At 69.4% G+C, this 20,583-nt stretch carries 18 protein-coding genes, 2 tRNA genes and 1 other RNA gene; 13 read left to right on the top strand and 8 right to left on the bottom strand.

What is annotated here, in order from left to right:
* Positions 1–20 precede the first annotated feature (20 nt).
* The 4 genes from AB0J78_RS30910 to AB0J78_RS30925 form a co-directional block, all read right to left on the bottom strand.
* Positions 21–227: a hypothetical protein gene (locus AB0J78_RS30910; protein WP_363795161.1), complete on the bottom strand. Its 207-nt coding sequence runs from the start codon at positions 225–227 to the stop codon at positions 21–23.
* A gap of 313 nt (positions 228–540) precedes the next feature.
* Positions 541–1,011 (bottom strand): YbaK/EbsC family protein, encoded by a 471-nt coding sequence (locus AB0J78_RS30915; RefSeq protein ID WP_363795163.1) that lies wholly within the window; start codon positions 1,009–1,011, stop codon positions 541–543.
* 44 nt (positions 1,012–1,055) lie between these two features.
* Positions 1,056–2,237 carry a cytochrome P450 gene (locus AB0J78_RS30920; RefSeq protein ID WP_363795165.1) on the bottom strand — a complete coding sequence of 394 codons (1,182 nt, stop codon included), beginning with the start codon at positions 2,235–2,237 and terminating at the stop codon, positions 1,056–1,058.
* Positions 2,238–2,260: 23 nt separating this feature from the next.
* Positions 2,261–2,944, bottom strand: coding sequence for a helix-turn-helix domain-containing protein (locus tag AB0J78_RS30925; RefSeq protein ID WP_363795167.1), 684 nt, complete (start codon positions 2,942–2,944; stop codon positions 2,261–2,263).
* 209 nt (positions 2,945–3,153) lie between these two features.
* Between AB0J78_RS30925 and AB0J78_RS30930 the strand changes: the two genes are divergently transcribed.
* Positions 3,154–3,351, top strand: a complete 198-nt coding sequence (locus tag AB0J78_RS30930) for an antitoxin (protein ID WP_363795169.1) — start codon at positions 3,154–3,156, stop codon at positions 3,349–3,351.
* A gap of 214 nt (positions 3,352–3,565) precedes the next feature.
* On the opposite strand, the gene AB0J78_RS30935 is transcribed toward AB0J78_RS30930, so the two are convergent.
* A complete protein-coding gene (locus tag AB0J78_RS30935) occupies positions 3,566–4,537 on the bottom strand; it encodes a prephenate dehydrogenase (RefSeq protein WP_363795171.1) in 972 nt (323 codons plus the stop codon).
* Positions 4,538–4,659: 122 nt separating this feature from the next.
* Between AB0J78_RS30935 and AB0J78_RS30940 the strand changes: the two genes are divergently transcribed.
* The 4 genes from AB0J78_RS30940 (at position 4,660) to AB0J78_RS30955 (ending at position 7,840) form a co-directional block, all read left to right on the top strand.
* Positions 4,660–5,148, top strand: coding sequence for a tRNA adenosine deaminase-associated protein (locus AB0J78_RS30940; RefSeq protein WP_132673303.1), 489 nt, complete (start codon positions 4,660–4,662; stop codon positions 5,146–5,148).
* The gene (locus AB0J78_RS30945; protein ID WP_363795173.1) at positions 5,145–5,639 is read left to right on the top strand and encodes a nucleoside deaminase; all 495 of its coding nucleotides are present in this window, start codon (positions 5,145–5,147) and stop codon (positions 5,637–5,639) included. The genes AB0J78_RS30940 and AB0J78_RS30945 overlap by 4 nt, the downstream gene beginning before the upstream one ends.
* Before the next feature lie 174 nt (positions 5,640–5,813).
* Positions 5,814–5,899: transfer RNA gene (locus tag AB0J78_RS30950), tRNA-Ser, on the top strand.
* A gap of 159 nt (positions 5,900–6,058) precedes the next feature.
* The gene (locus AB0J78_RS30955; protein ID WP_363795175.1) at positions 6,059–7,840 is read left to right on the top strand and encodes an endonuclease/exonuclease/phosphatase family protein; all 1,782 of its coding nucleotides are present in this window, start codon (positions 6,059–6,061) and stop codon (positions 7,838–7,840) included.
* Positions 7,841–7,879: 39 nt separating this feature from the next.
* Here the strand turns inward: AB0J78_RS30955 and AB0J78_RS30960 are convergent, their stop codons facing one another.
* Complete coding sequence (locus AB0J78_RS30960; RefSeq protein WP_363795177.1) at positions 7,880–9,241, bottom strand: FAD-binding oxidoreductase; 1,362 nt, start codon at positions 9,239–9,241, stop codon at positions 7,880–7,882.
* A gap of 559 nt (positions 9,242–9,800) precedes the next feature.
* Between AB0J78_RS30960 and AB0J78_RS30965 the strand changes: the two genes are divergently transcribed.
* Complete coding sequence (locus AB0J78_RS30965) at positions 9,801–10,424, top strand: hypothetical protein (protein ID WP_363795179.1); 624 nt, start codon at positions 9,801–9,803, stop codon at positions 10,422–10,424.
* Positions 10,425–10,755: 331 nt separating this feature from the next.
* Here the strand turns inward: AB0J78_RS30965 and AB0J78_RS30970 are convergent.
* A tRNA-Ser gene (locus tag AB0J78_RS30970) sits at positions 10,756–10,841 on the bottom strand.
* A 121-nt stretch (positions 10,842–10,962) separates the two neighbouring features.
* Here AB0J78_RS30970 and ffs point away from each other — a divergent pair.
* Both ffs and AB0J78_RS30980 read left to right on the top strand, forming a co-directional pair.
* An RNA gene (gene ffs, locus AB0J78_RS30975) (signal recognition particle sRNA small type) lies at positions 10,963–11,057 on the top strand.
* A 58-nt stretch (positions 11,058–11,115) separates the two neighbouring features.
* Positions 11,116–13,320 (top strand): DNA polymerase III subunit gamma and tau, encoded by a 2,205-nt coding sequence (locus tag AB0J78_RS30980; RefSeq protein WP_363795181.1) that lies wholly within the window; start codon positions 11,116–11,118, stop codon positions 13,318–13,320.
* 5 nt (positions 13,321–13,325) lie between these two features.
* Here the strand turns inward: AB0J78_RS30980 and AB0J78_RS30985 are convergent, their stop codons facing one another.
* On the bottom strand, positions 13,326–15,128 hold the full coding sequence (locus AB0J78_RS30985; protein ID WP_363795183.1) for a S9 family peptidase: 1,803 nt from the start codon (positions 15,126–15,128) through the stop codon (positions 13,326–13,328).
* A 241-nt stretch (positions 15,129–15,369) separates the two neighbouring features.
* Between AB0J78_RS30985 and AB0J78_RS30990 the strand changes: the two genes are divergently transcribed.
* The 5 genes from AB0J78_RS30990 to AB0J78_RS31010 all read left to right on the top strand — a co-directional run bounded on the left by AB0J78_RS30990 (position 15,370) and on the right by AB0J78_RS31010 (position 20,572).
* Positions 15,370–15,690, top strand: a complete 321-nt coding sequence (locus AB0J78_RS30990) for a YbaB/EbfC family nucleoid-associated protein (RefSeq protein ID WP_235877941.1) — start codon at positions 15,370–15,372, stop codon at positions 15,688–15,690.
* A gap of 231 nt (positions 15,691–15,921) precedes the next feature.
* Entirely contained in the window at positions 15,922–16,518 is a 597-nt protein-coding gene (gene recR, locus AB0J78_RS30995) for a recombination mediator RecR (RefSeq protein ID WP_132673322.1), read from the top strand.
* 345 nt (positions 16,519–16,863) lie between these two features.
* On the top strand, positions 16,864–18,540 hold the full coding sequence (locus AB0J78_RS31000; protein ID WP_363795185.1) for an ABC transporter substrate-binding protein: 1,677 nt from the start codon (positions 16,864–16,866) through the stop codon (positions 18,538–18,540).
* Between the two features lie 82 nt (positions 18,541–18,622).
* On the top strand, positions 18,623–19,633 hold the full coding sequence (locus AB0J78_RS31005) for an ABC transporter permease (RefSeq protein WP_363795187.1): 1,011 nt from the start codon (positions 18,623–18,625) through the stop codon (positions 19,631–19,633).
* A 6-nt stretch (positions 19,634–19,639) separates the two neighbouring features.
* Positions 19,640–20,572 carry an ABC transporter permease gene (locus AB0J78_RS31010; protein WP_363795189.1) on the top strand — a complete coding sequence of 311 codons (933 nt, stop codon included), beginning with the start codon at positions 19,640–19,642 and terminating at the stop codon, positions 20,570–20,572.
* Positions 20,573–20,583 lie beyond the last annotated feature (11 nt).

The following is a 20,583-nucleotide window of genomic DNA, read 5'->3' on the forward strand; positions in this document are numbered from 1 at the left end:
GGCCTCGGTCCGCGAGCGGGTCAGCCGATGATGCCTGCGTTGATGATGGAGGTGTCGTTGTGGTTCACGGTGGTGTCCCAGTCCCACCAGTTGCAGGAGTGGTGGACGCACTTCCCGTGGCCACCTCCGCGCGCCTCCATGTCGCCTGCGGAGGCAAGGCCTGCTCCGGCGAAAGCGAGCGGCAGGATGAACGCACCGACGACAATGGGACGAAGCAGCGAGCGCATAATTGCCTTCCTTCCAATTCGGCTTGCCCGGGGGTATTTCTGGATCAGGCTGACCCGGAATCGGGCAAATCAAGGTGTACCTGCCGGACCTCCGGGCCGCAGATGCTCCGACGGGGTCTTCACCGAAAAGTGTTCCGCCTCGTGAATGATTGCCCGACGCAACTCAATTCATCCGGCGAAAGGGTGACTTCCGCGTGCTTGTCACCTTGAGTGTTGAAAGCGAATCCAAAAGGGTGGTTTGCGGTGACGTGGCGTTGAGGGGCCGTCAGGTCGCCTCGCACCAGTTGTAAAAGGTTCCCCCTGACGGTGGCGTTCAGGACTGGGCGACGTCGGCCGCGGATCCGCCGGTGATCCGCAGCAGCTCGGCGAAGTTCGTCGGGAACATCGCGTGCTTGCTGCCGGCCCCCGCCCAGACCGTCGGATGCGCGGCCAGCGCGCGGTCCACCACCGTCCGGATCGCCTGCGGGTGCCCCACCGGCCCGACGCCGCCGACCGGCTGACCGGTCACCTCCGCGACGAACTCCGGACTGGCCCGCCGGATCTTGCGGACCCCGAGCGACCGCTCCAGACCTCGCGTGTCGACCCGGTGCGCGCCGCTGGCGATCACCAGCAGGGGGTCGCCGTCCGCGGTGAACACGAGGCTGTTGGCGATCGCCCCGACCTCGCAGCCCAGCTGCTTGGCGGCGGCCGCGGCCGTGGGCACCCCGGTGTCGAACTCGACGACCTCGCCCTCGGCGCCGAGGGCGCGCAGCCGTTCGGTGAACGCGTCCGTCATGTTGCTCATGCCGCGCAGACTATTGATCTGCGCGGCACGACGGCCAGCGGGTTTCACCGCAGCAGCAGCGGCAGCCTGCGGACGCCGGTCATGTTCGGGCTGGGCAGGAACTCCGGTGCGTCGTCGGGATCGGTGCGCAGCTGCGGGAAGCGGTCCAGCAGCAGGTTCAGGGCGACCTTGCCCTCCAGCCGGGCCAGCGGAGCGCCCAGGCAGAAGTGGATGCCGCGACCGAAGCCGAGCTGCGGGTTCGGATCGCGCGTCACGTCGAAGACGTTCGGGTCGGCGAACTGCCGGGGATCGCGGTTGGCCGCGGCGATCCACAGCAGCAGCATCTGATCCGCCGGGATGCGCACCCCGCCGAGCTCCGTCTCCTCGTTGGTCACCCGCGACACCGCCGCGAACGGGCTCAGGAACCGCAGCGACTCCTCGATCGCCGCCGGGACCATCGACCGGTCGGCCCGCACCGCCGCGAACTGGTCCGGGTGCGCGCCCAGGCACAGCAGCGTGTTCCCCAGCAGCATCGTGGTGGTGATGTGCCCGGCCACCAGCAGCACCATGCCGAAGTTGGTGATCTCGGCGTCGGTGAGCCGGACACCGTCCACCTCGGCCTCGACCAGCTTGGTCAGCAGGTCCTCGCGGGGCTTGGCGCGGCGTTCGCGGACGTGCTCGGTCAGGTAGTGCGCGAGCTCGCCGACCTGCTCCATGGCCGAGGCGAAGTACGCCTCGTCCTCAGGTGAACGTTCCTTGATCGAGATCTTGTTGGTCGAGTTGAACATCCCGTCGACCCACCGCTTGAACTTGTCGCGGTCGCTGGCGGGAACCCCGAGCAGTTCGGCGATGACGATCACCGGCAGCGGGTAGGCCAGGTCTGCCACCAGTTCCGCTCGGTCCTCCATCTGATCCATCAGCTCGACGGTGATCTCGGCGATCCTCGGCTCCAGGTCGGCCACCACCTTCGGGGTGAAGGCGTGGCTGACCAGCTTCCGGAGCTTCTGATGGTCCGGCGGGTCCAGCTGCGTCAGGTTGCCCTCGGAGAACCCGCTCGCCTCCGGGACCATTCGCTGGGTGTTGGAGGAGAAGGTCGCCGGGTCGCTGAGCGCCCGCAGGATCTCCGGGTACCCGTGGACCTCCCACATCCCGGTCGCTTCGTCGTAGTCGACCTCGCGGTCCGGCCGTTGGCCGCGCAGCCAGAACTGCGCGGCGTTGATCCCCCAGGTGTCGGCCAGTGCGGTCATGTCATGCCCCCAATCGCGGCCGGTCAGCCGCGTTGTTGTGGTGTGTAGATCCACTCCCGGAACTGCTCGTTGAGCTCGTCGAAGAGGCTCCCGATCTCGTCGGCGACGGTCGTTAGCGACTCGGGATCGGGGTCGCCCGCCGGCTCGAACGCGTTCCGGATGGTGTGTTCCAGCGCCCTCGCCTTGGCCTCGTCGTCGAGGGCGGCGAATTCCGGGTTGATGTTGTCGGTGAGGTGGAAGCCGGTCGCGGTGGCGACGACGGCCATGTAGACGTCCGGCACGTCGTCGCGCAGCAGCCGGTGCTTGAAGATCAGCTCGCGGTAGCGGTCGCCGAACCGCTGGGACTGCCCCTGATGCGCGGACTGCTTGATGCTGCCCAGCAGCTCGGTGTCGCCGGTGACGAGCGCTTTCATCAGCGGATCGCGCATGGCGGCCAGGAAGCTGCGGGCGAAGAACCGGTGCGGCAGGACCTCGGTCGGATCGGCCCGGAACGCCTCCACCAGGCCGTTGAGCACCCCGATCGACTCGCGCATGATCAGCGCCTCGAACAGCTGCTCCTTGGTGCGCCAGTGCAGGTAGACGGTGCCCTTGCCGATTCCGGCGCGGCGGGCGATGTCGTCGATGGTGACCTTGCGGTAGCCCAGCCGGACCATCAGCTCGGCGGCCGCGTCGAGGATGCGGTCCGCCCGGTCGGTGGGCTGTGTCATGCGACTACCTCCGTGACTCGTTGACCAGAATTGCAAATCTGGTCATCAGGTCACTTCAAGGTAGACCCGTGGTCGACCGTGCGCAAGGGTCACCTGGACGAGTCATTGGCCCTGCCCTGGCGGGTGTTGCGTCGAGCAGGAACCGACGATCGGGCTTAGCTTCGCCGGGGACTGAACGACGCTTTCCACGAGGCGCGGGAAGGAGCACCATGGGCTTCGGAGACTTCAAGGACAAGCTGCGGAACCTCGGTCAGGAGCACGGCGACAAGGTCGAGCAGGGCATGGACAAGGCCGGTGACGCGGCCAAGGACAAGTTCGGTCACGAGGACCAGGTCGACCAGGCCGTGGAGAAGGGCAAGGGCTTCGTCGGCGGAGACCAGGAAGAGCCCCCGCCGCCCGGCCAGTAGGACAGCTCGAAGCAACGGCGCTGCGGCCCAGGCTGGCGGCGGGACCAGGCGAGAGCCGTCCCGACCAGTGGTCGGAGCGCACCATAGAAGAGGTCGCCCCCACGCACAGGGCGACCTCTTCTTCGTGTTCTGCTCGTGGCGATCTGTGGTCGGCTTGCCCGGCGGTGTGAGCTACTCAGGTGGTGAAGGAGAAAGCACCTTCGGGGCTTGCCTGTTAGGCCACGGGGACTTGGGTCGTCGCCTGGTCCTCTTCGATGGCTGTGATTCGGCCGCCGAGTTCGCCGAGGTCTCGGAGTCGGGACAGGGCTTCGGGGCGGAGGCGGACCGTCGAGGTCGTCGTGCCCTCGCCGGTGGCCAGGTCGTCGAAGCGCTTCCGGGCTTCGTGGCCCGAGTCCAGAGTGGACTTGAGGCCGCCGGTGGAGGCGAGCGAACCGCGAGTGGCGCCCAAGCGACCCAGGGCGTCGTCAACGGCGTCGAGCAGCGCGGCCTTGTTGCCCTCGGTCATGGCGCGCACCAGCTCCGGGTCGCTGCCCGCGACCCGGGTTCCGTCCCGGAACGAGCCCGCCGCCAGCGACAGCGCGAGCGGGCCGCCGTCCGCGCCGACGGTGGCGAGGATCGCCGCGAACAGGTGCGGCAGGTGGGAGATCCGGGCCACCGAGTCGTCGTGCGCGGCGGCGCCTGTCGGGACCACGTGGGCGCCGCAGTCCAGCGCCAGCTGAGCTGCCTCCCGCCACGCGTCGATCGTGGTGGCCTCTTCGATGGTCACCGCCCAGGCGGCGCCCTGGAACAGCTCCGCTGAGCTCGCCGCGAAACCCGAGGCCGAAGTTCCCGCCATCGGGTGGCCACCGGCGTAGCGGGCGTTCGGCACGAGCTTCCGGACCTCGAAGTCGACCGGGTCCTTCACGCTGACCACGTCGGTCAGCCAGGCGCCCGGGTGGACCTCGGCGATCTCGCGCAGCACCCCGCGCAGCGCCGTCAGCGGCACCGCGACCACCACCAGCGCGTCCTCCTGCTTGGCCCGGCGCAGCGCGGCATCGGTTTCGAGCACCTCGAAACCGTCGTCGCGGGCTGCTGCGGCATCCGCTTCCGACGCGGTGGCACCCCACGAGGGGCGCCCGGCGCCGGAGGCGGCCCGCAGCACGGATCCACCGATGAGTCCCAGTCCGATCACGCACACGGCACGCATCCGTCCATCCTGCCCGACGGAGCCGCATCGCACGCACCCGGTTGAGCGCATTCCGTCCCCTGATGGATACGACAATCGCAATAGTGCTTTCGGGTGGCCTTCGTACGCTTTACGGTGTCTCCATGACGGTGCAGGAGCCGGTCGCAGGCTTCGCCGTCGCCGTGGTCCGGGAAGACGGGCGGTGGCGGTGCAGCGCGATGGACAACTCGGTGCTGACCGGCCTGGACGCTTCGATCACGGCGTTGCGCGAGCTGCGTTCCACCGGCGCGGTGTTCGGAATGTGCAATGTGGACGACGAGTTCTTCGTGCTGATCCGCCCGGTCCCGGGGGGTGTGGACCTGCTGCTGTCCGATGCCGCTGCGGCGCTGGACTACGACATCGCCGCGGACGTGCTCGACCTGCTGCGCGTGGACGCTCCGGATGAGGACGACGAGGAGGTCTGGCCGGAGGGCAACCTCGCGGTCCTGTCCGACCTGGGTCTTCCCGAGGGCGAGCTGCTGGTCATCATCGAGGAGGTCGACCTCTACCCGGACGAGCAGCTGGAGATGATCGCCCAGCGCTGCGGGTTCGGCGACGACTTCTCGAAGCTGTTGGAGAACATGTACCGGTGAACACCACCGAGGCCCGCGCCGGCGACGTCGAGCTGGTGCGGGCCGCGCTGCGGGTGGCCGCCGACGCGCCGTCCACGGGTGACGTGCCCATCGGCGCCGTCGTCGCCGATGCCGAAGGCCGCGTGCTGGCCGAGGCCTGCAACCGGCGCGAAGCCCACGGCGACCCCACCGCGCACGCCGAGATCCTCGCCCTGCGCGCCGCCGCCCAGGCCCACGGCGACGGCTGGCGGCTGGAGAACTGCACCCTCGCGGTCACCGTCGAACCGTGCACGATGTGCGCCGGCGCCCTGGTCCTGTCCCGGGTGGCCAGGGTCGTCTTCGGCGTCTGGGAACCGCGCACCGGGGCCGTCGGTTCGCTCTGGGACGTCGTCCGCGACAACCGCCTCAACCACCGCCCGGAGGTCGTCGGTGGTGTCCTCGCCGACGAGTCGGCGGCCCTCCTGGAGTCCTTCTTCACCACCCACCGCTCCCACGGGCCTCCCGCGCTCTGACTCGCCTCGGGGACGTGGCCTCGCCGATGGGCGGTTCTGGTCCGAACTGACCGGGCAAAACGATCGTTGATCATGGACGGTTTCGGACCCGAACCGCCCGTTGCCGCGGGGCGCGCACCGGGAGGCGGACCCCCCTTTGCGGGCGTCGAGGAGGCGGCCGGTAGCCTTATCGGCGGTAGCGTGTCCGAGCGGCCTAAGGAGCGCGCCTCGAAAGCGCGTGTGGTTAACAGCCACCGTGGGTTCGAATCCCACCGCTACCGCTCGCAAGGGCCGGTCCTCTCGGGGACCGGCCCTTTTGCATGCCCCGCCCCTGTGGATCGTGGCGAGTTCTGCTCAGGGGGTTCGGTGTTCACGCTGTCGTCGATTTGGCTGTTTAGCGTCCGCGTTGATCGGCTCTTCGACTTCAGGGGGAACGCGACGTGCGCGTCTTACCGTTGATCGCCACGGGTTTGCTCGCCACCACCGCCTTACCGGCCACGGCCTCGCTCGCCGCTGCGCAGCAGGCCGTCCGCATCCACGACATCCAGGGCACCACGCGGGTCTCCCCGCTGAACGGGCAGCAGGTGAGCGGGGTGACGGGCGTGGTCACCGGTGTCCGGGCGACCGGCTCGGCGCGGGGGTTCTGGTTCCAGGACCCGCAGCCCGACACCGACCCGCGCACCAGCGAGGGGTTGTTCGTCTTCACCGGGGAGCAGACGCCGCAGGTCGCGGTGGGTGATGCCGTCACCGCCTCCGGGACCGTCGTCGAGTACTACCCGGGCGGCCAGGACGGGCCGAACCAGTCCGTGACCGAGCTGACCTCGGCGACCTGGCAGGTCAGCGGCACCGGTGAGATCCCGCCCGAGCTGCTGGCCGCGGACAGCGTGCCGGTCGAGCACGCTCCCGCGGGGGAGATCGACTCGCGCGAGCTCGAACCGCAGCGGTTCGCGCTGGACTTCTACGAGTCGCGCGAGGCCATGGCGCTGCGGGTCGACGACGCCCGCGTGGTCGGTCCGACCGACGAGTACCGGTCGCTGTGGATCACCAGCAAGCCCGAGCAGAACGCCAACGAGCGCGGCGGCACCACCTACACCGGCTACGCCGACCCCAACGCCGGACGGCTCAAGGTCGAATCGCTGCCGGCCGGCGAGTTCCCGGCGGCAGCGGTCGGCGACCGGCTGCGGGGATCCACCTCCGGCCCGCTGGACTACAGCTCCTTCGGCGGGTACGTGCTCGAAGCCGCGCAGCTCGGCGCGCACGTGCCCGGCGGCACGCGGCCCGAGACGACCCGCGCGCAGCAGTCCGACGAACTCGCCGTCGCCACCTACAACGTGGAGAACCTCGACGCGGCCGACGAGCAGACCAAGTTCGACCGGCTCGCGCAGGGCGTGGTCGGCAACCTCGCCGCGCCCGACGTCCTCGCGCTCGAAGAGGTCCAGGACAACACCGGTGCCACCGATGACGGAGTGGTCGCCGCCGACGAGACGCTGCAGCGCTTCACGGACGCCATCGCCGCTGTGGGCGGCCCGCGCTACCAGTGGCGGCAGATCGACCCCGAGAACAACGCCGACGGAGGTGAGCCCGGCGGCAACATCCGGGTGGCGTTCCTGTTCAACCCCGCCCGGGTGTCCTTCGTCGACCGCCCAGGCGGCGACGCGACCACTGCGGTGCAGCCGGTGGCCGACGGCGACCGCGCCGCGCTGAGCGTCTCGCCCGGCCGCGTCGAACCGGGCAACGCCGCGTGGACCGACAGCCGCAAACCGCTGGCCGGTGAGTTCCTGTTCCAGGGGCGGCCGGTGTTCGTGGTGGCCAACCACTTCAGCTCCAAGGGCGGCGACCAGCCGCTGCACGGCCGCTTCCAGCCGCCGGCCCGGTCCTCCGAGCAGCAGCGCGCCGAGCAGGCGAAGGCCGTGCGCGGGTTCGTCGACCAGACCCTCGCCGTCGATCCGCAGGCCGCGGTCGTGGTGGCGGGCGATCTCAACGACTACGGCTTCTCCCCGGCGCTCGCGCCGTTGACCGAGGTCCTGACCGCGCCGGCCGACGCGCTGCCGCCCGTGGAGCGCTACAGCTACGTCTACGAGGGCAACTCGCAGCAGCTCGACCACATCCTGCTGGCCGGGCCGCTCACCGCCGACTACGACATCGTGCACGTCAACGCCGAGTTCTCCGACCAGATCAGCGACCACGACCCGCAGGTCGTCCGCCTCCGCGCCGCCGAATGACCCGCTGGGTGGCGAAGTTCCGGCTTCGCCACCCCCGGGTCAGGGCGCGATGTTCTGGTTCAGCCGGAAGAGGTTGTGCGGGTCGTAGTGGCGCTTGGTCGCCGCCAGGCGGTCGTAGTTCTCGCGGTAGTTCGCCTTGACCCGGTCCTGGTCGTCAGCGGCCATGAAGTTGACGTAGCCGCCCTCTTGGGAGTGCGGAGCGGTCGCGGCGTAGTAGTCCCGCACCCAGCTGATGTTCGCCTCGTTGTCGGCGGGATCCGGCCACATGCCCGCGATGACGGTCGCGAAGTTCGCGTCCCGGTAGGCGAAGGCCGTCTCGTCGGGTGCGACGCGGTGGCAGGCGCCGTTGATCGGGTAGATGTGCACCGTCGAGTTCACCACCGGAACCCGCGGTCCGTGCTGGACGTGCGCGGCGATCATCTCGTCGCTGAGCTCGGTGGCGAAGTTGGCCTTCCAGTAGTGCTGCAAGCCCGGTGGGACCAGTGCGTCGAAGGCGGCGTTGAGCGCCGGGTAGGGCATCGGGCCGAGGTGTTCGGCGGCCACCGGAGCCAGGTCGCGCAAGGCGGCCACGGCCGCCGGCCCTTCCTCGACCGGGCCCGCCCAGCAGCTGACCAGCGCGATGTGCGGGACGCCGTGCCGATGCTCGGGGATGAACGGCAGCGGCGGGGCGATCTGGAACGCCGGGAACGCGCCGAGTTCCTCGGGCGCCTCGGCGATCAGGTCGCGGAACCCGCGCAGCACGTCCGCCGCGTGCTCCAGGTCGAAGAAGATCGGGCCGCCGTAGATCTCGCTCACCGGGCTGAGCCGGTACTCGAACGACGTCACCGCGCCGAAGTTGCCGCCCCCGCCGCGAAGCGCCCACAGCAGGTCGGTGTTGTGCTGCTCGTCGGCGACAACGAAATCCCCGGAGGCCAGCACGACGTCGGCGGAGATGAGGTTGTCGCAGGACAGGCCGAGTCCCCGGGCCAGGTAACCGATCCCGCCGCCGAGGGTGAGCCCGCCGATCCCGGTGGTGGAGATGATGCCGCCGGTGGTCGCCAGCCCGTAGGCGTGCGTGGCCGCGTTGAAGTCGCCCCAGGTCGCGCCGCCCTCCGCGCGAGCGGTTCGCCGCTCGCCGTCGACGCGCACGCCGCGCATCCCGGACAGATCGGCCACCACGCCGCCTTCGCAGGTGCCGAAGCCGGGCACGCTGTGCCCGCCGCCGCGCACCGCCAGGTCGACGGCGTTCTGCCGCGCGAAGGCGACCGCGGCCCGCACGTCCCCGGCGTTGGCGCAGCGCACCACGGCGGCCGGGTGAAGGTCGATCATCGCGTTGTGGACCCGCCGCGCCGCCTCGTAGCCGGGGTCGCGCGGTGTGAACACCGGACCGCGGACCCGTTCCCGCAGTTGTTCGATCGTCATGCCCACGACAGCCGCCCCCGCTCCACTCCTGTGCGTTCGCCTCGCTCCCACCGTGCGCCACCTGCGGTGCGCTGCACAGAGACGTTCTGCCCGGAACGGGGGAGAAAAGCGAAGAGCCCCGGACCGAGTGGTCCGGGGCTCTTCGCGAGCGGAGGATACGGGATTCGAACCCGTGAGGGCTATTAACCCAACATGATCTCCAATTCCGACGCCGCAAGTGCCAGGGGGTAGCTGAGCGTGCCTTTTGCCTGGTCAGTGGCACTACGGCAACGGAAGATGCGGCTTGGTCTTTGCGTGTACTGAGACGAGAACTGAGACGATCCAAGAGCGCGGATTTCCGGACATGTGCCCACCTGGTGAGGGGAAGTTCGCGCGTCGTGCGTTCGTGGTGTCAGCAGCAATCTCAGGGCTCCGTGAGATCGCCGCATAGGTGCCTCGCCCCGGTCGGCGCGAATGGCGATCACTCAAGCGATGGCGCTGCACCCGCAGGGCTATGCCAGGTGGGACCTTTCCCGTTCCGGGGGCAGCAACAGGGCTCCTCGAACTAGCCTCAGGCGCCATGCCCGCCACGAACCACCAAGAAGCGCTACAGCCTCTCGCCCGCCTGGCCACGGTCCTGTTCTACCTGGGTGCCGCCGGATTATTGATCTTCCTGCCGGGTGCACTGTTGAGTCCGAACGTCAGCTACGGAGACGTCAGCCAGGACATGGTGTGCGTGCCTGCCGAGACTCTTCACTTGCCATTCGGGCCTATCGACCCTCCACCACCGAGCGTGCAGGTGTCCAGAGAAGCGGCGAAGGTCTGCACAACCGACCCAGTTGGCAGTGAGATCGCGGTAGGCGTACTTGCTCAGTTACCGAAAGCACTGCTGTACCTAGGTGCGCTATGGACGCTTCGAACGATGCACCGGGCCACAGGGCGCGAGGGGCTCTTCGGCCAATCCATGGTGCGGTGGACCCAGCGGTTGAGTTGGTGGCTACTGGCTGGTGGCGTGGTCGCGGCGGCACTCCAATCATGGGGTGAGGCAAACCTGATCAACCAGATCCTTCCAAGCGAAAACGCCCGCGTGCCGCGCGTCTTCCTGGACAACTTTCCGTGGGGCACCCTGCTGGCCGGCCTCGGTGTACTCACCGTCTCGCGTATCACCCGTGTCGCCAACCGCGAAATAGCCGACTCCCACTAATGGTCTTATGCCCCTACCGCAGCCCGAGGGGCTAGCGGGCCCCAGGGGGCAACACCGAACAATGCATGTTCAACGCTCTACGGCCATCTCATGGCCTCATGAGATCGGTGGCCGCGATCAGGAAGCTGGCAGGGGCGCTCCCACCGCGGCTGCGGGAGCTTCGAGGCGCTGCTGCCGGATGACGACGAGGACGACGGCCCCACTTCGGGCGTGGCCATCCCCGCGTAGCCGGTCTGGCTGGAACCCTGCTTAACGGGGCCTGCTGAGACGAAAACTGAGACTGGACGTGCAAGAGGCCCGGAAGCGTGATCGCTTCCGGGCCTCTGACCTGCGGAGGATACGGGATTCGAACCCGTGAGGGCTATTAACCCAACACGATTTCCAATCGTGCGCCTTAGGCCGCTCGGCCAATCCTCCGTGCGGAAGCCTAGCAGGGCGTTTCAGCCATTCGGATAGGGGGCCTGAGCTGCGGTGACCACTGGTGGCGCGAGTCGTGGGCCCCGGTTTTACGAGCGGGGCCGCGTCTGGGTACACTGTCCGTGGACCTCGTGCGGCGTCCATCCTGTGAACTCCCCCAGGGCCGGAAGGCAGCAAGGGTAAGCGGGCTCTGACGGGTGCACGGGGTCCCCTTACTTTTCAGGGAAGCTCACCCTGGTCCGAGTTGTCAGTCCGACCGCGTAGGGTTCCGACCGTGGCGCTCGCCCTTTACCGCAAGTACCGTCCGGCGACCTTCGCTGAGGTCGCCGGGCAGGAACACGTCACCGAGCCGTTGCGGACCGCGCTGTCCGCCGGGCGGATCAACCACGCGTACCTGTTCTCCGGACCGCGCGGCTGCGGCAAGACCTCCAGCGCGCGCATCCTTGCGCGGTCGCTGAACTGCGCGCAGGGCCCGACGGCGGACCCGTGCGGTGAGTGCGACTCCTGCGTGTCGCTCGCGCCCGAGGGCGGCGGCAGCGTCGACGTCGTCGAGCTCGACGCTGCCAGCCACGGTGGTGTCGACGACACCCGCGAGCTGCGGGACCGCGCGTTCTTCGCGCCGGCCCAGTCGCGGTACCGGATCTTCATCATCGACGAGGCCCACATGGTCACCACGCAGGGCTTCAACGCCCTGCTGAAGATCGTGGAGGAGCCTCCGGAACACCTGATCTTCGTCTTCGCCACCACCGAACCGGACAAGGTGCTGACCACCATCCGGTCCCGGACCCACCACTACCCGTTCCGGCTGATGCCGCCGGGCGTGATGCGCGAGCTGGTGGAGCGGATCTGCGCCGATGAGGGCGTCAAGGTCGAACCGGCGGTGTTCCCGCTGGTCATCCGTGCTGGTGGCGGTTCGGCGCGAGACACCCTGAGCGTGCTCGACCAGCTGCTGGCCGGTGCCGGGGACGAGGGCGTCACCTACGAGCGGGCCGTCGCGCTGCTCGGGGTCACCGACGTCGCGCTGATCGACGACATGGTCGACGCGCTCGCGGCCGGTGACGCCGCCTCCGTCTACGGCACGGTCGAGCGGCTGGTGGAGGCCGGGCACGACCCGCGCCGCTTCGGCTCCGACCTGCTGGACCGGCTGCGCGACCTGGTGCTGCTCAGCTCGGTTCCGGACGCGGGCGAGCGGGGTCTGGTGGAGACCACCGGGGACGAGCTCACCCGCATGCAGCAGCAGGCCGAGCAGCTGGGCGCGGCGACGCTGTCGAGGTTCGCCGAGATCGTCCACACCGGACTGTCCGAGATGCGCGGAGCCACGGCGCCGCGCCTGCTGCTGGAACTGCTGTGCGCGCGGATGCTGCTGCCGGCCGTGTCGGACTCGGAAACCGCGCTGCTGCAACGACTCGAACGCGTCGAGCGTCGGATGACCATCGCACCTGGCGAGGCCCCGGCCGCGGAAACCGCTGTTGCGGCACCGGTTTCGAGCGACGGCGACAAGCCGAAGCGGGTCTTCCAGCGACCGCACGAGCGCGCCGCCGCTGAAACCGCGCAGGAGGCGCCCGCCGCACCGAAACCGGCGGAAACCCCTCCCGCGCAGGAGAAACCCGCTCCCGTTCCGGCTCCTGAAACGGCACCGCAGCGGCCCGCCGCGCAGGCCGAGAAGCCCGCCGCGGCACCGCAGCCGCAGCGTCCCGCCGAGCCGCCGCGCCCGCCGGAACCGGCCCCGGAACCCGCCCAGCCCGCCGCGTCGCAGCCCGCCGCGTCCGCGCCGATCGGGTTCGACGCCGCAGCCGTGCGCCGGGTGTGGACCGACGTGCTGCAGGGCGTCGCCAAGCGCAACCGGCCGACGCAGGCGCTGCTGCTCAACGCCACCGTGCAGGACCTCGACGGCGGCGTGCTGGTGCTGTCGATGCCGACGTCCGGGCTGGTCAAGCAGCTCGCGCAGCAGCGGCGGCTGGACTTCGTCCGGGAGGCGCTGCGCGAGGTCGTCGGCGGCGAGTGGGACATCCAGTGCGTCGAAGCCGGGGCGGCCCCGCCGGCCCGGCCTGCCGCTCCGAAGCAGCCGCCGCAGCCCCCGCAGCGCCCGTCGCAGCAGCAGGCCCCCGCGCCGCAGCAGCAGCCGGCGGAGCAGCGCCCGCCGGAGCCGAAGCCGTCCCAGGGCAACGGGCAAGGTCCCAACGGTGCTGCTCAGCAGCGCAATCCCGGTGGTGCGCGGGGTGGTTCGGTCCCGCGCCCGCCGGAACCCGATGACATCCCGCCGCCGCCGGAGCCCCCGGACGAGGAGCCCCCGCCGGACGACATCCCGCCGCCGGAGCCGCAGCGCCCTGCGGCGCCGCCGCCGGACGAGGAGGACCCCGAGTCGATGCTCGCGGAGTCCTCACCGATGGAGGCCGGAACGCGCGTCGGCCGCGATCCCGACTCGGCGGCCGTCGAGCTCTTCGAACGGGAGCTGGGCGCTCGCCGCATCGAGGGCTGAAGCCGTCAGCCGAGGTGTCGGCCCAGGAAGGCGAGGGCCTTCGGGTAGGCGTCGAGGCGGTTGGAGCGCTTGGCGAGACCGTGGCCCTCGTCGGGGTACACGTGGAACTCGCACGCCACGTCGTTGCCGCGCACGGCTTCCACGATCTGCTCGGCCTCGGTCAGCGGCACGCGCGGATCGTTGGCGCCGTGGAGGACGAACAGCGGCGCCGCGATGGAGGAGACGCGGGTGAGCGGGGACGCCTCGCGGAGGAAGTCGGCGTCGGTGGCGAGGCTGCCGTACTCGCGTTCCCGGTGGGCCCGCCGGTAGGGCGCGGTGTTCTCCAGGAACGTGACCAGCGAGGAGATGCCGACGATGTCCACGCCCGCCGCCCACAGCTCGGGCTGGAAGGCCAGTCCCGCGAGCACCATGTAGCCGCCGTAGGAACCGCCCCACAGCGCCGCCCGGGACGGGTCGACGCCCACCGCGGGCAACCACCGGTGCAGATCGGCGAGATCGTCGACGGATTCGAGCCGGTTGCGGGCGTCGTCGGCCGAGTACCAGGTCTTGCCGTAGCCGGTGGAGCCCCGGACGTTGGGCACCAGCACCGTGTGGCCGCGCGCGACCATCGCCTGGACCAGCGGGTGGAACGCGCGCACCGACTGGCTCTCCGGGCCGCCGTGGATGAGCAGGACGGCCGACCCGTCCGGCTCGGCCGGGGCGTAGCGGAAGCACGGGATCTCCTGCCCGTCGCGAGCGGGAACCCGGTGCACGGTCGGCTCGGCGAGGACTTCCCCGGCCAGCTGGGCCGCCGAGAAGGTCAGCGGTGCGCAGGTGCGGGCGGTGGTGTCGACGAGCAGCACGTCACCGGGAGAGGTGGGGGAGCTGAAGGTGAGCGCGGCGAACCGGGAGTTCGGTGACCAGACCGGCTCGGGCAGCGGGAAACCGCACCAGCCCCCGGTCGGCAGCGCGATGTCCAGCAGGTGTTCACCGGTCTCGGCGTCGTGCAGGGCGGGCCGGTGCGCGCCGTCGACGGCGGTCAGCACCAGCAGGGTGCGCCCGTCCGGCGACAACCGGCCGGTGAGGTCGTGCGAGGAGGAGGTCACCAGCCACCGGTGCTCACCGGTGCGCGGGTCCAGCCGTGCGATGCCGGTGTGCTCGCGCTCGGCATCGCTGGTCACGACCAGCTCTCCGGACCGCCACCCGGGGTTGAGGTGGCGTGCCGCGAGGTCGCGGCCGGTGAGCTCGCGCATCCGGTCGGCGCCGGTCTCGGGCATCGTGTCGGCCAGGATCACCTGGTCCGACAGGGGTTTCGCGGCGGGCACGGTGATCGCCGCGTAGCGGGAGTCGGGGGAGACCGAGACCTCGGCGACCATCCCGCCGCCGTCGTAGACGACGTGCTCCTCGCCGGTGACGACGCTGCGGATCACCACGTCGAAGTCGACGCCGTTGCGGCGGTTGGTGGCGTAGACGATGCGGCCGGGCAGCACGTCGAGCAGCCGGTGCACGTGCTCGGGGTCGCGGACCAGCGGCTCCAGTTCGGACAGCTGAGCCGGTCGGCTCCGGCGGTCGTCGAGGCGCAGCAGCGAGAGCTGGCCGCGTTCGTTGCCGTCGCTGTCGTGCTGCACCACCACGGCGCGCTCTCCGGGCAGGTAGCGGCCGGTGACGGCGCCGGCCAGCGCGGTCAGCTCGGTGCGCCGGTCGTCGGCGAGCTCCACCAGCTGCACCGATCCGGACTCGTCGCAGCCCGCGAGCACCCGTCCGTCATCGGTCACGTCGAACGCGCGCCAGGTGTTCAGTTCCAGCAGCCGCGTGATGTCCAGCGTCACGTGATCACCCTGTCACGTCGTGTGATGGCGACCAAGGACGGGAGCCAGCGCGTTCGTCGTGCGAGGGCGAGGGCGAGGAGACGTGAAGGCCTCTCCCGAAGTCGGCAGCCTGTCACCCGAATCGCCAAGCAAGGTGAGTTCAGAGCGGGAACGGCAGAACCTCTACGCTGGTCTTGTGCCCCGTGTGGGGCACTCACCCGGGCGATGAGGAGTAACGGTGCAGCCAGGTGGCCAGCCGAACATGCAGCAGATCATGGAACAGGCGCAGAAGATGCAGGAACAGCTGATGTCTGCGCAGCAGGAGCTCGCCGATGCCGAGGTCACCGGGAGCGCCGGTGGCGAGTTGGTGACCGCGACCGTCACCGGTGCCGGGGAGCTCAAGGGACTGGTGATCGACCCGAAGGCGGCCGATCCGGAGGACACCGAGACGCTGGCGGACCTGGTCGTGGCGGCCGTCCGCGACGCCAACCGCGCCGCGCAGGAATTGCAGGCGCAGAAGATGGGCCCGCTGACGGGCGGTCTGGGCGGCGGCCTGGGCGACCTAGGCCTGCCGGGCCTGTGATCCGCAAGGAAGTTGGTGGTCTGCTTGCGCGGCGGTGCGGTTAGCGGAACCTGAGGCGGCCCTCCTGCTCCGGGCGCCCCGACTGATGTATGGCCAATACACGGCGTCGAGGCGTCCTCACAGGAGAACCACCTCAGAACCCGCGGCGGTGCCGGCTGCTGAGCTGGTGAACGAGGAAGCGGCTCCGCCGCTTGGAGACCACGAACATCCGCAACTTCTAAGCGAGTCGACGTGTACGAGGGTCCGGTACAGGATTTGATCGATGAGCTGGGACGTCTTCCCGGCATCGGTCCGAAGAGCGCGCAACGCATCGCCTTTCACCTGCTGGCCGCCGAGCCGGCGGACGTGACCCGGCTGCAGGAGGTCCTGCAGCAGGTCAAGGAGGGTGTGGTGTTCTGCGACGTCTGCGGCAACGTCTCCGAGGAGACGACCTGCCGCATCTGCCGGGACGCCCGGCGGGACAAGACGCTGGTCTGCGTGGTGGAGGAGCCCAAGGACGTGCTCGCGGTGGAGCGCACCCGCGAGTTCAAGGGCCGCTACCACGTGCTCGGTGGTGCGCTGGATCCGCTCTCGGGCGTCGGCCCGGATCAGCTCCGGGTCCGGGAGCTGCTGGCGCGGATCGGGACCGACGAGATCAGCGAGGTGATCATCGCGACGGACCCGAACACCGAGGGCGAGGCGACCGCGACGTATTTGGTGCGGATGTTGCGCGACTTCCCGGGGCTGAACGTCACGCGGCTCGCTTCCGGACTTCCGATGGGTGGCGACCTCGAGTTCGCCGATGAATTGACGCTCGGTCGGGCGCTGTCCGGTCGGCGTTCGATGTAGTAGGCGTAAACGTTTAAAACGCGAACAAATCAATAGTCAGAACGGCGGCGCCTTTCTTCTCGGACTCTCGGGAGGTCAGGCGCCGTCTTCGTATCCGAGGAAACAAGTCGCCAGGGTCTTGACGGGGTCGATTGATTCCTCTATTCGCCCGCGTTTAGCGGAGAACTCGCAGTTCTGGCAAGCCTCATCCTTTGTCCGATTGCTCCCCGTTCGATAAGGATCGCCTAAGTAGTGCGATCGTAACCTTGATTGTTCCATTCCCCTCCTTTCGAGGGTTACTCTCACGGAACTCTGCTGCCTATGGACACAAACGGGTGGGTAAATCCAATGAGTAGAGCTCCATCGGTGCGGCGAAGCGGAACCCGCTCTCTGCGTCGGATCATCACGGTCGGCATCGCTTTCGCAACTGCTGCGTCCCTGGCGGGCTGCGCGCAATCCGAGCGCGGGGCCGGTGGCGGAGAGGGCGGCACCTTCACCTTCGGTGCGGCCGGTGCTCCGGACCTGTTCGACCCCTTCTACGCCTCCGACGGGGAGACCTTCCGCGTCACCCGCCAGCTGATGGAGGGCCTGGTCAACTTCAAGCCCGGCTCGGTCGAGGTCGAACCCTCCCTGGCCGAGAGCTGGGAGCACACCCCGGACGGCAAGACCTGGACGTTCAAGCTGCGCAGCGGCGTGAAGTTCCACGACGGCACGGACTTCAACTCCGACGCGGTCTGCAAGAACTTCCAGCGCTGGTACAACCAGACCGGGGCCGGGCAGAACAACGCGCTGTCCTACTACTGGATCGAGAACTTCGGCGGCTTCGCCGACGGCAAGACGCCCTCGCTGTTCCAGAACTGCGAGAACCCGGACCCGACCACCGCGGTCGTGCACCTGACCCGCGCGACCTCGAAGTTCCCCGACCTGCTGGGGCTTCCGTCGTTCAGCATGCAGTCGCCGACGGCGATGGAGAAGTACAAGGCCAACGACGTGCAGGCGCAGGGCGACAGCTTCGTCTACCCCGAGTACGCCAAGGCCCACCCGACCGGCACGGGGCCGTTCAAGTTCGACTCCTACGACCAGTCCAACGGCACCATCAAGCTGGTCCGCAACGACCAGTACTGGGGTGACAAGACCAAGGTCAACGAGCTGATCTTCCGGATCATCCCGGACGAGACCGTCCGCAAGCAGGAGCTGGAGTCGGGCGCGATCGACGGCTACGACTTCCCCAACGCCGCCGATCTGAAGGCGCTGCGCGACGCGGGCCACAACGTCCAGGTCCGCGACCCGTTCAACATCATGTACCTGGGGATCACCCAGAAGAACAACCCGGCGCTGCAGAACCTCAAGGTCCGGCAGGCCCTGGCCTACGCGGTGGACCGGGAGACGCTGGTCAAGGCCAACCTGCCGGAAGGCGCCTCGGTGGCCGGCCAGTTCTACCCGGAGAACGTCGACGGCTACGCGCCCGACGTGCAGCCGTACCCGCACGACCCGGCCAAGGCCAAGCAGCTGCTCGCCGAGGCGGGCGCGTCGAACCTGACGGTGAACTTCTACTGGCCGACCGAGGTCACCCGGCCCTACATGCCGGACCCGCAGGGCATCTACAACGCCCTCGCCGAAGACCTGCGCGAAGCCGGGATCACAGTCAACCCGGTGAGCAAGCCGTGGAACGGCGGCTACATCGACGACGTCGACAACGCCAAGGCCGACATCTTCCTGCTCGGCTGGACCGGCGACTACAACACGCCGGACAACTTCATCGGCACGTTCTTCGGCACGCCGACCAACCGCTTCTACACCGCGGGCGCGCCGTGGGGCGAGGACCTGGCGGGCCAGCTGAAGGCGGCCGACTCCGAGCCGGACGAGGCCAAGCGCACCTCGATGTACCAGGACATCAACCGCAAGCTGCTGTCCGAGTACCTGCCCGCGGTCCCGCTGTCGCACTCGCCGCCGGCGATCGTGACGAGCTCCCGAGTCCAGGGTCTGGTGACCTCACCGCTGACCGCCGAAGAGTTCGCTTCGGTGAGCGTCTCGGAGCAGTGATCCCGAGGTGCTGCGCGCGGGGCCGGTGCGAACCGGTTGCGCGCAGCACCCGGTTCGCTGACTTGAACACGGGGGTTTTCGCGTGCTCCGCTTCACTGTTCGACGACTGGGACAGCTGGTGCTGGTCGTCTTCGTCCTGTCGATGCTGCTGTTCGGATGGCTGCGCATGCTGCCGGGCGGGCCGGTCTCGGCACTGCTGGGCGACCGCGCGACACCAGCCGCGCGGGAGCAGCTCGAGAAGGCTCTCGGGCTCGACCAGCCGATCTTCGTGCAGTACTTCAAGTTCCTCGGCCGGGCGGTCACCGGCGACTTCGGCACCTCGACAGGGGTGCAGCGCGGTGACTCCGCGCTGGACGTGTTCATCACGCGCTTCCCGGCGACGCTGGAGCTGTCCATCCTGGCGCTGATCCTGGCCGTGGTGGTCGGCATCCCGCTGGGGTACCTGGCCGCCCGCAAGCGCGGCGGATGGCTGGACAACCTGAGCATCACCTGGTCGCTGGTGGGCGTCGCCGTGCCGGTGTTCTTCCTGGCGTTCCTGCTGAAGTTCGTCTTCGCCATCGAGCTCGGCGCGCTGCCCGCGTCCGGGCGGCAGGACTCGGCCATCAACGCCACCCGCGTCACCGGCTTCTACATCCTCGACGGGTTGCTGACCCGCGAGTGGGACGCCTCCTGGAACGCGCTGGTGCACCTCATCCTGCCCGCCATCGCACTGTCGACCATCCCGTTCGCGGTGATCTTCCGGATCACCCGGGCCGCGGTGCTCGACGTGATGGACGAGGACTACGTGCGCACCGCGCGCGCGAAGGGCCTGGGGCAGATGGTGATCCGGCGCAGGCACATCCTGCACAACGCGATGCTGCCGGTGGTCACCACCATCGGTCTGCAGACCGGTGCGCTGCTCGCGGGCGCGGTGCTGACCGAGCGGGTGTTCAACATCGCCGGCATCGGGCAGGCCGTCGCGATCGGCTTCGAACGCAAGGACTTCCCGGTGCTGCAGGTGGTCATCCTGGCCTCCGCGATGGTCTACGTGCTGGTCAACCTCGTCGTCGACCTCTCGTACGCGTTGATCGACCCACGACTGCGGACACGGTGAGGGACGATGGTGCTCAACACGCAGCGCAAGGACAAGCTCGACGCGCTGGCGGAATCGGCCTCCGACGCCGGCGTCAGCCTCGCCGCGTCGGCCTGGCGGAGGTTGCGCCGCAACCCGGTCTTCATCGTCGGTTCCCTGGTCATCGTGGCGTTCGTGCTGCTGGCCCTGCTGGCGCCGGTGCTCGCGCCGCACGACCCGGCGCAACGCCTGCTGGAATCGCAGGTCTCCCGCGCGGAGAACACGATTCCGCCGTCGCAGCCCGGGTTCCCGCTCGGCGGTGACCAGTACGGCCGCGACCTGCTCTCCCGGCTGCTGCTGGGTTCCCAGCAGACGCTGCTGGTGGCGGTGCTGGCCACCGTCATCGGTCTCGGCGGCGGTCTGGTGCTCGGCTTGCTCGCCGGCGCCTTCGGTGGCTGGGTGGACGCGCTGGTCATGCGCATCGCCGACGTGATGCTGTCGGTGCCGTCGCTGCTGCTGGCGGTCTCGATCGGCGCGCTGTTCGCCGAGCAGACCCAGTTCACCGTGATCCTCGCGGTGGCGATCGTGCAGGTGCCGATCTTCGGGCGGCTGCTGCGCGGCACGATGCTGGCGCAGCGCAGCAGCGACCACGTGCTGGCGGCGCGGGCGCTCGGCGTGAAGGAGAGCGCGATCGTGTTCCGGCACATGCTGCCCAACGCGCTGGGACCGGTGATCGTGCAGGCCACGCTGGTGCTGGCGGTGGCCATCATCGACGCCGCGGCGCTGTCCTTCCTGGGGCTGGGCGCGGCCGACGACTCGGTGCCGGAATGGGGCCAGATGCTCGGCGGCGCGCAGGACATCATCGACTCGCATCCGCAGCTGGCGTTCTGGCCCGCGGGGTGCATCATCCTGGTCGCCTTCGGGTTCACGCTGGTCGGCGAGTCGCTGCGCGACGCGCTGGACCCCAAGCGACGCCGGTAAGGGGAGTTGGC

It is taken from the genome of Saccharopolyspora sp. NPDC049426 (genome assembly GCF_040676935.1).
In the GTDB taxonomy this organism is placed as follows: domain Bacteria; phylum Actinomycetota; class Actinomycetes; order Mycobacteriales; family Pseudonocardiaceae; genus Saccharopolyspora.

Bases quoted from the DNA above. Each gene is read 5' to 3' on its own strand.
- AB0J78_RS30910 (WP_363795161.1), bottom strand. From the start codon at position 227: ATGCGCTCGCTGCTTCGTCCCATTGTCGTCGGTGCGTTCATCCTGCCG.
- AB0J78_RS30915 (WP_363795163.1), bottom strand. From the start codon at position 1,011: ATGAGCAACATGACGGACGCGTTCACCGAACGGCTGCGCGCCCTCGGC.
- AB0J78_RS30920 (WP_363795165.1), bottom strand. From the start codon at position 2,237: ATGACCGCACTGGCCGACACCTGGGGGATCAACGCCGCGCAGTTCTGG.
- AB0J78_RS30925 (WP_363795167.1), bottom strand. From the start codon at position 2,944: ATGACACAGCCCACCGACCGGGCGGACCGCATCCTCGACGCGGCCGCC.
- AB0J78_RS30930 (WP_363795169.1), top strand. From the start codon at position 3,154: ATGGGCTTCGGAGACTTCAAGGACAAGCTGCGGAACCTCGGTCAGGAG.
- AB0J78_RS30935 (WP_363795171.1), bottom strand. From the start codon at position 4,537: ATGCGTGCCGTGTGCGTGATCGGACTGGGACTCATCGGTGGATCCGTG.
- AB0J78_RS30940 (WP_132673303.1), top strand. From the start codon at position 4,660: ATGACGGTGCAGGAGCCGGTCGCAGGCTTCGCCGTCGCCGTGGTCCGG.
- AB0J78_RS30960 (WP_363795177.1), bottom strand. From the start codon at position 9,241: ATGACGATCGAACAACTGCGGGAACGGGTCCGCGGTCCGGTGTTCACA.
- AB0J78_RS30965 (WP_363795179.1), top strand. From the start codon at position 9,801: ATGCCCGCCACGAACCACCAAGAAGCGCTACAGCCTCTCGCCCGCCTG.
- AB0J78_RS30990 (WP_235877941.1), top strand. From the start codon at position 15,370: ATGCAGCAGATCATGGAACAGGCGCAGAAGATGCAGGAACAGCTGATG.
- AB0J78_RS31010 (WP_363795189.1), top strand. From the start codon at position 19,640: ATGGTGCTCAACACGCAGCGCAAGGACAAGCTCGACGCGCTGGCGGAA.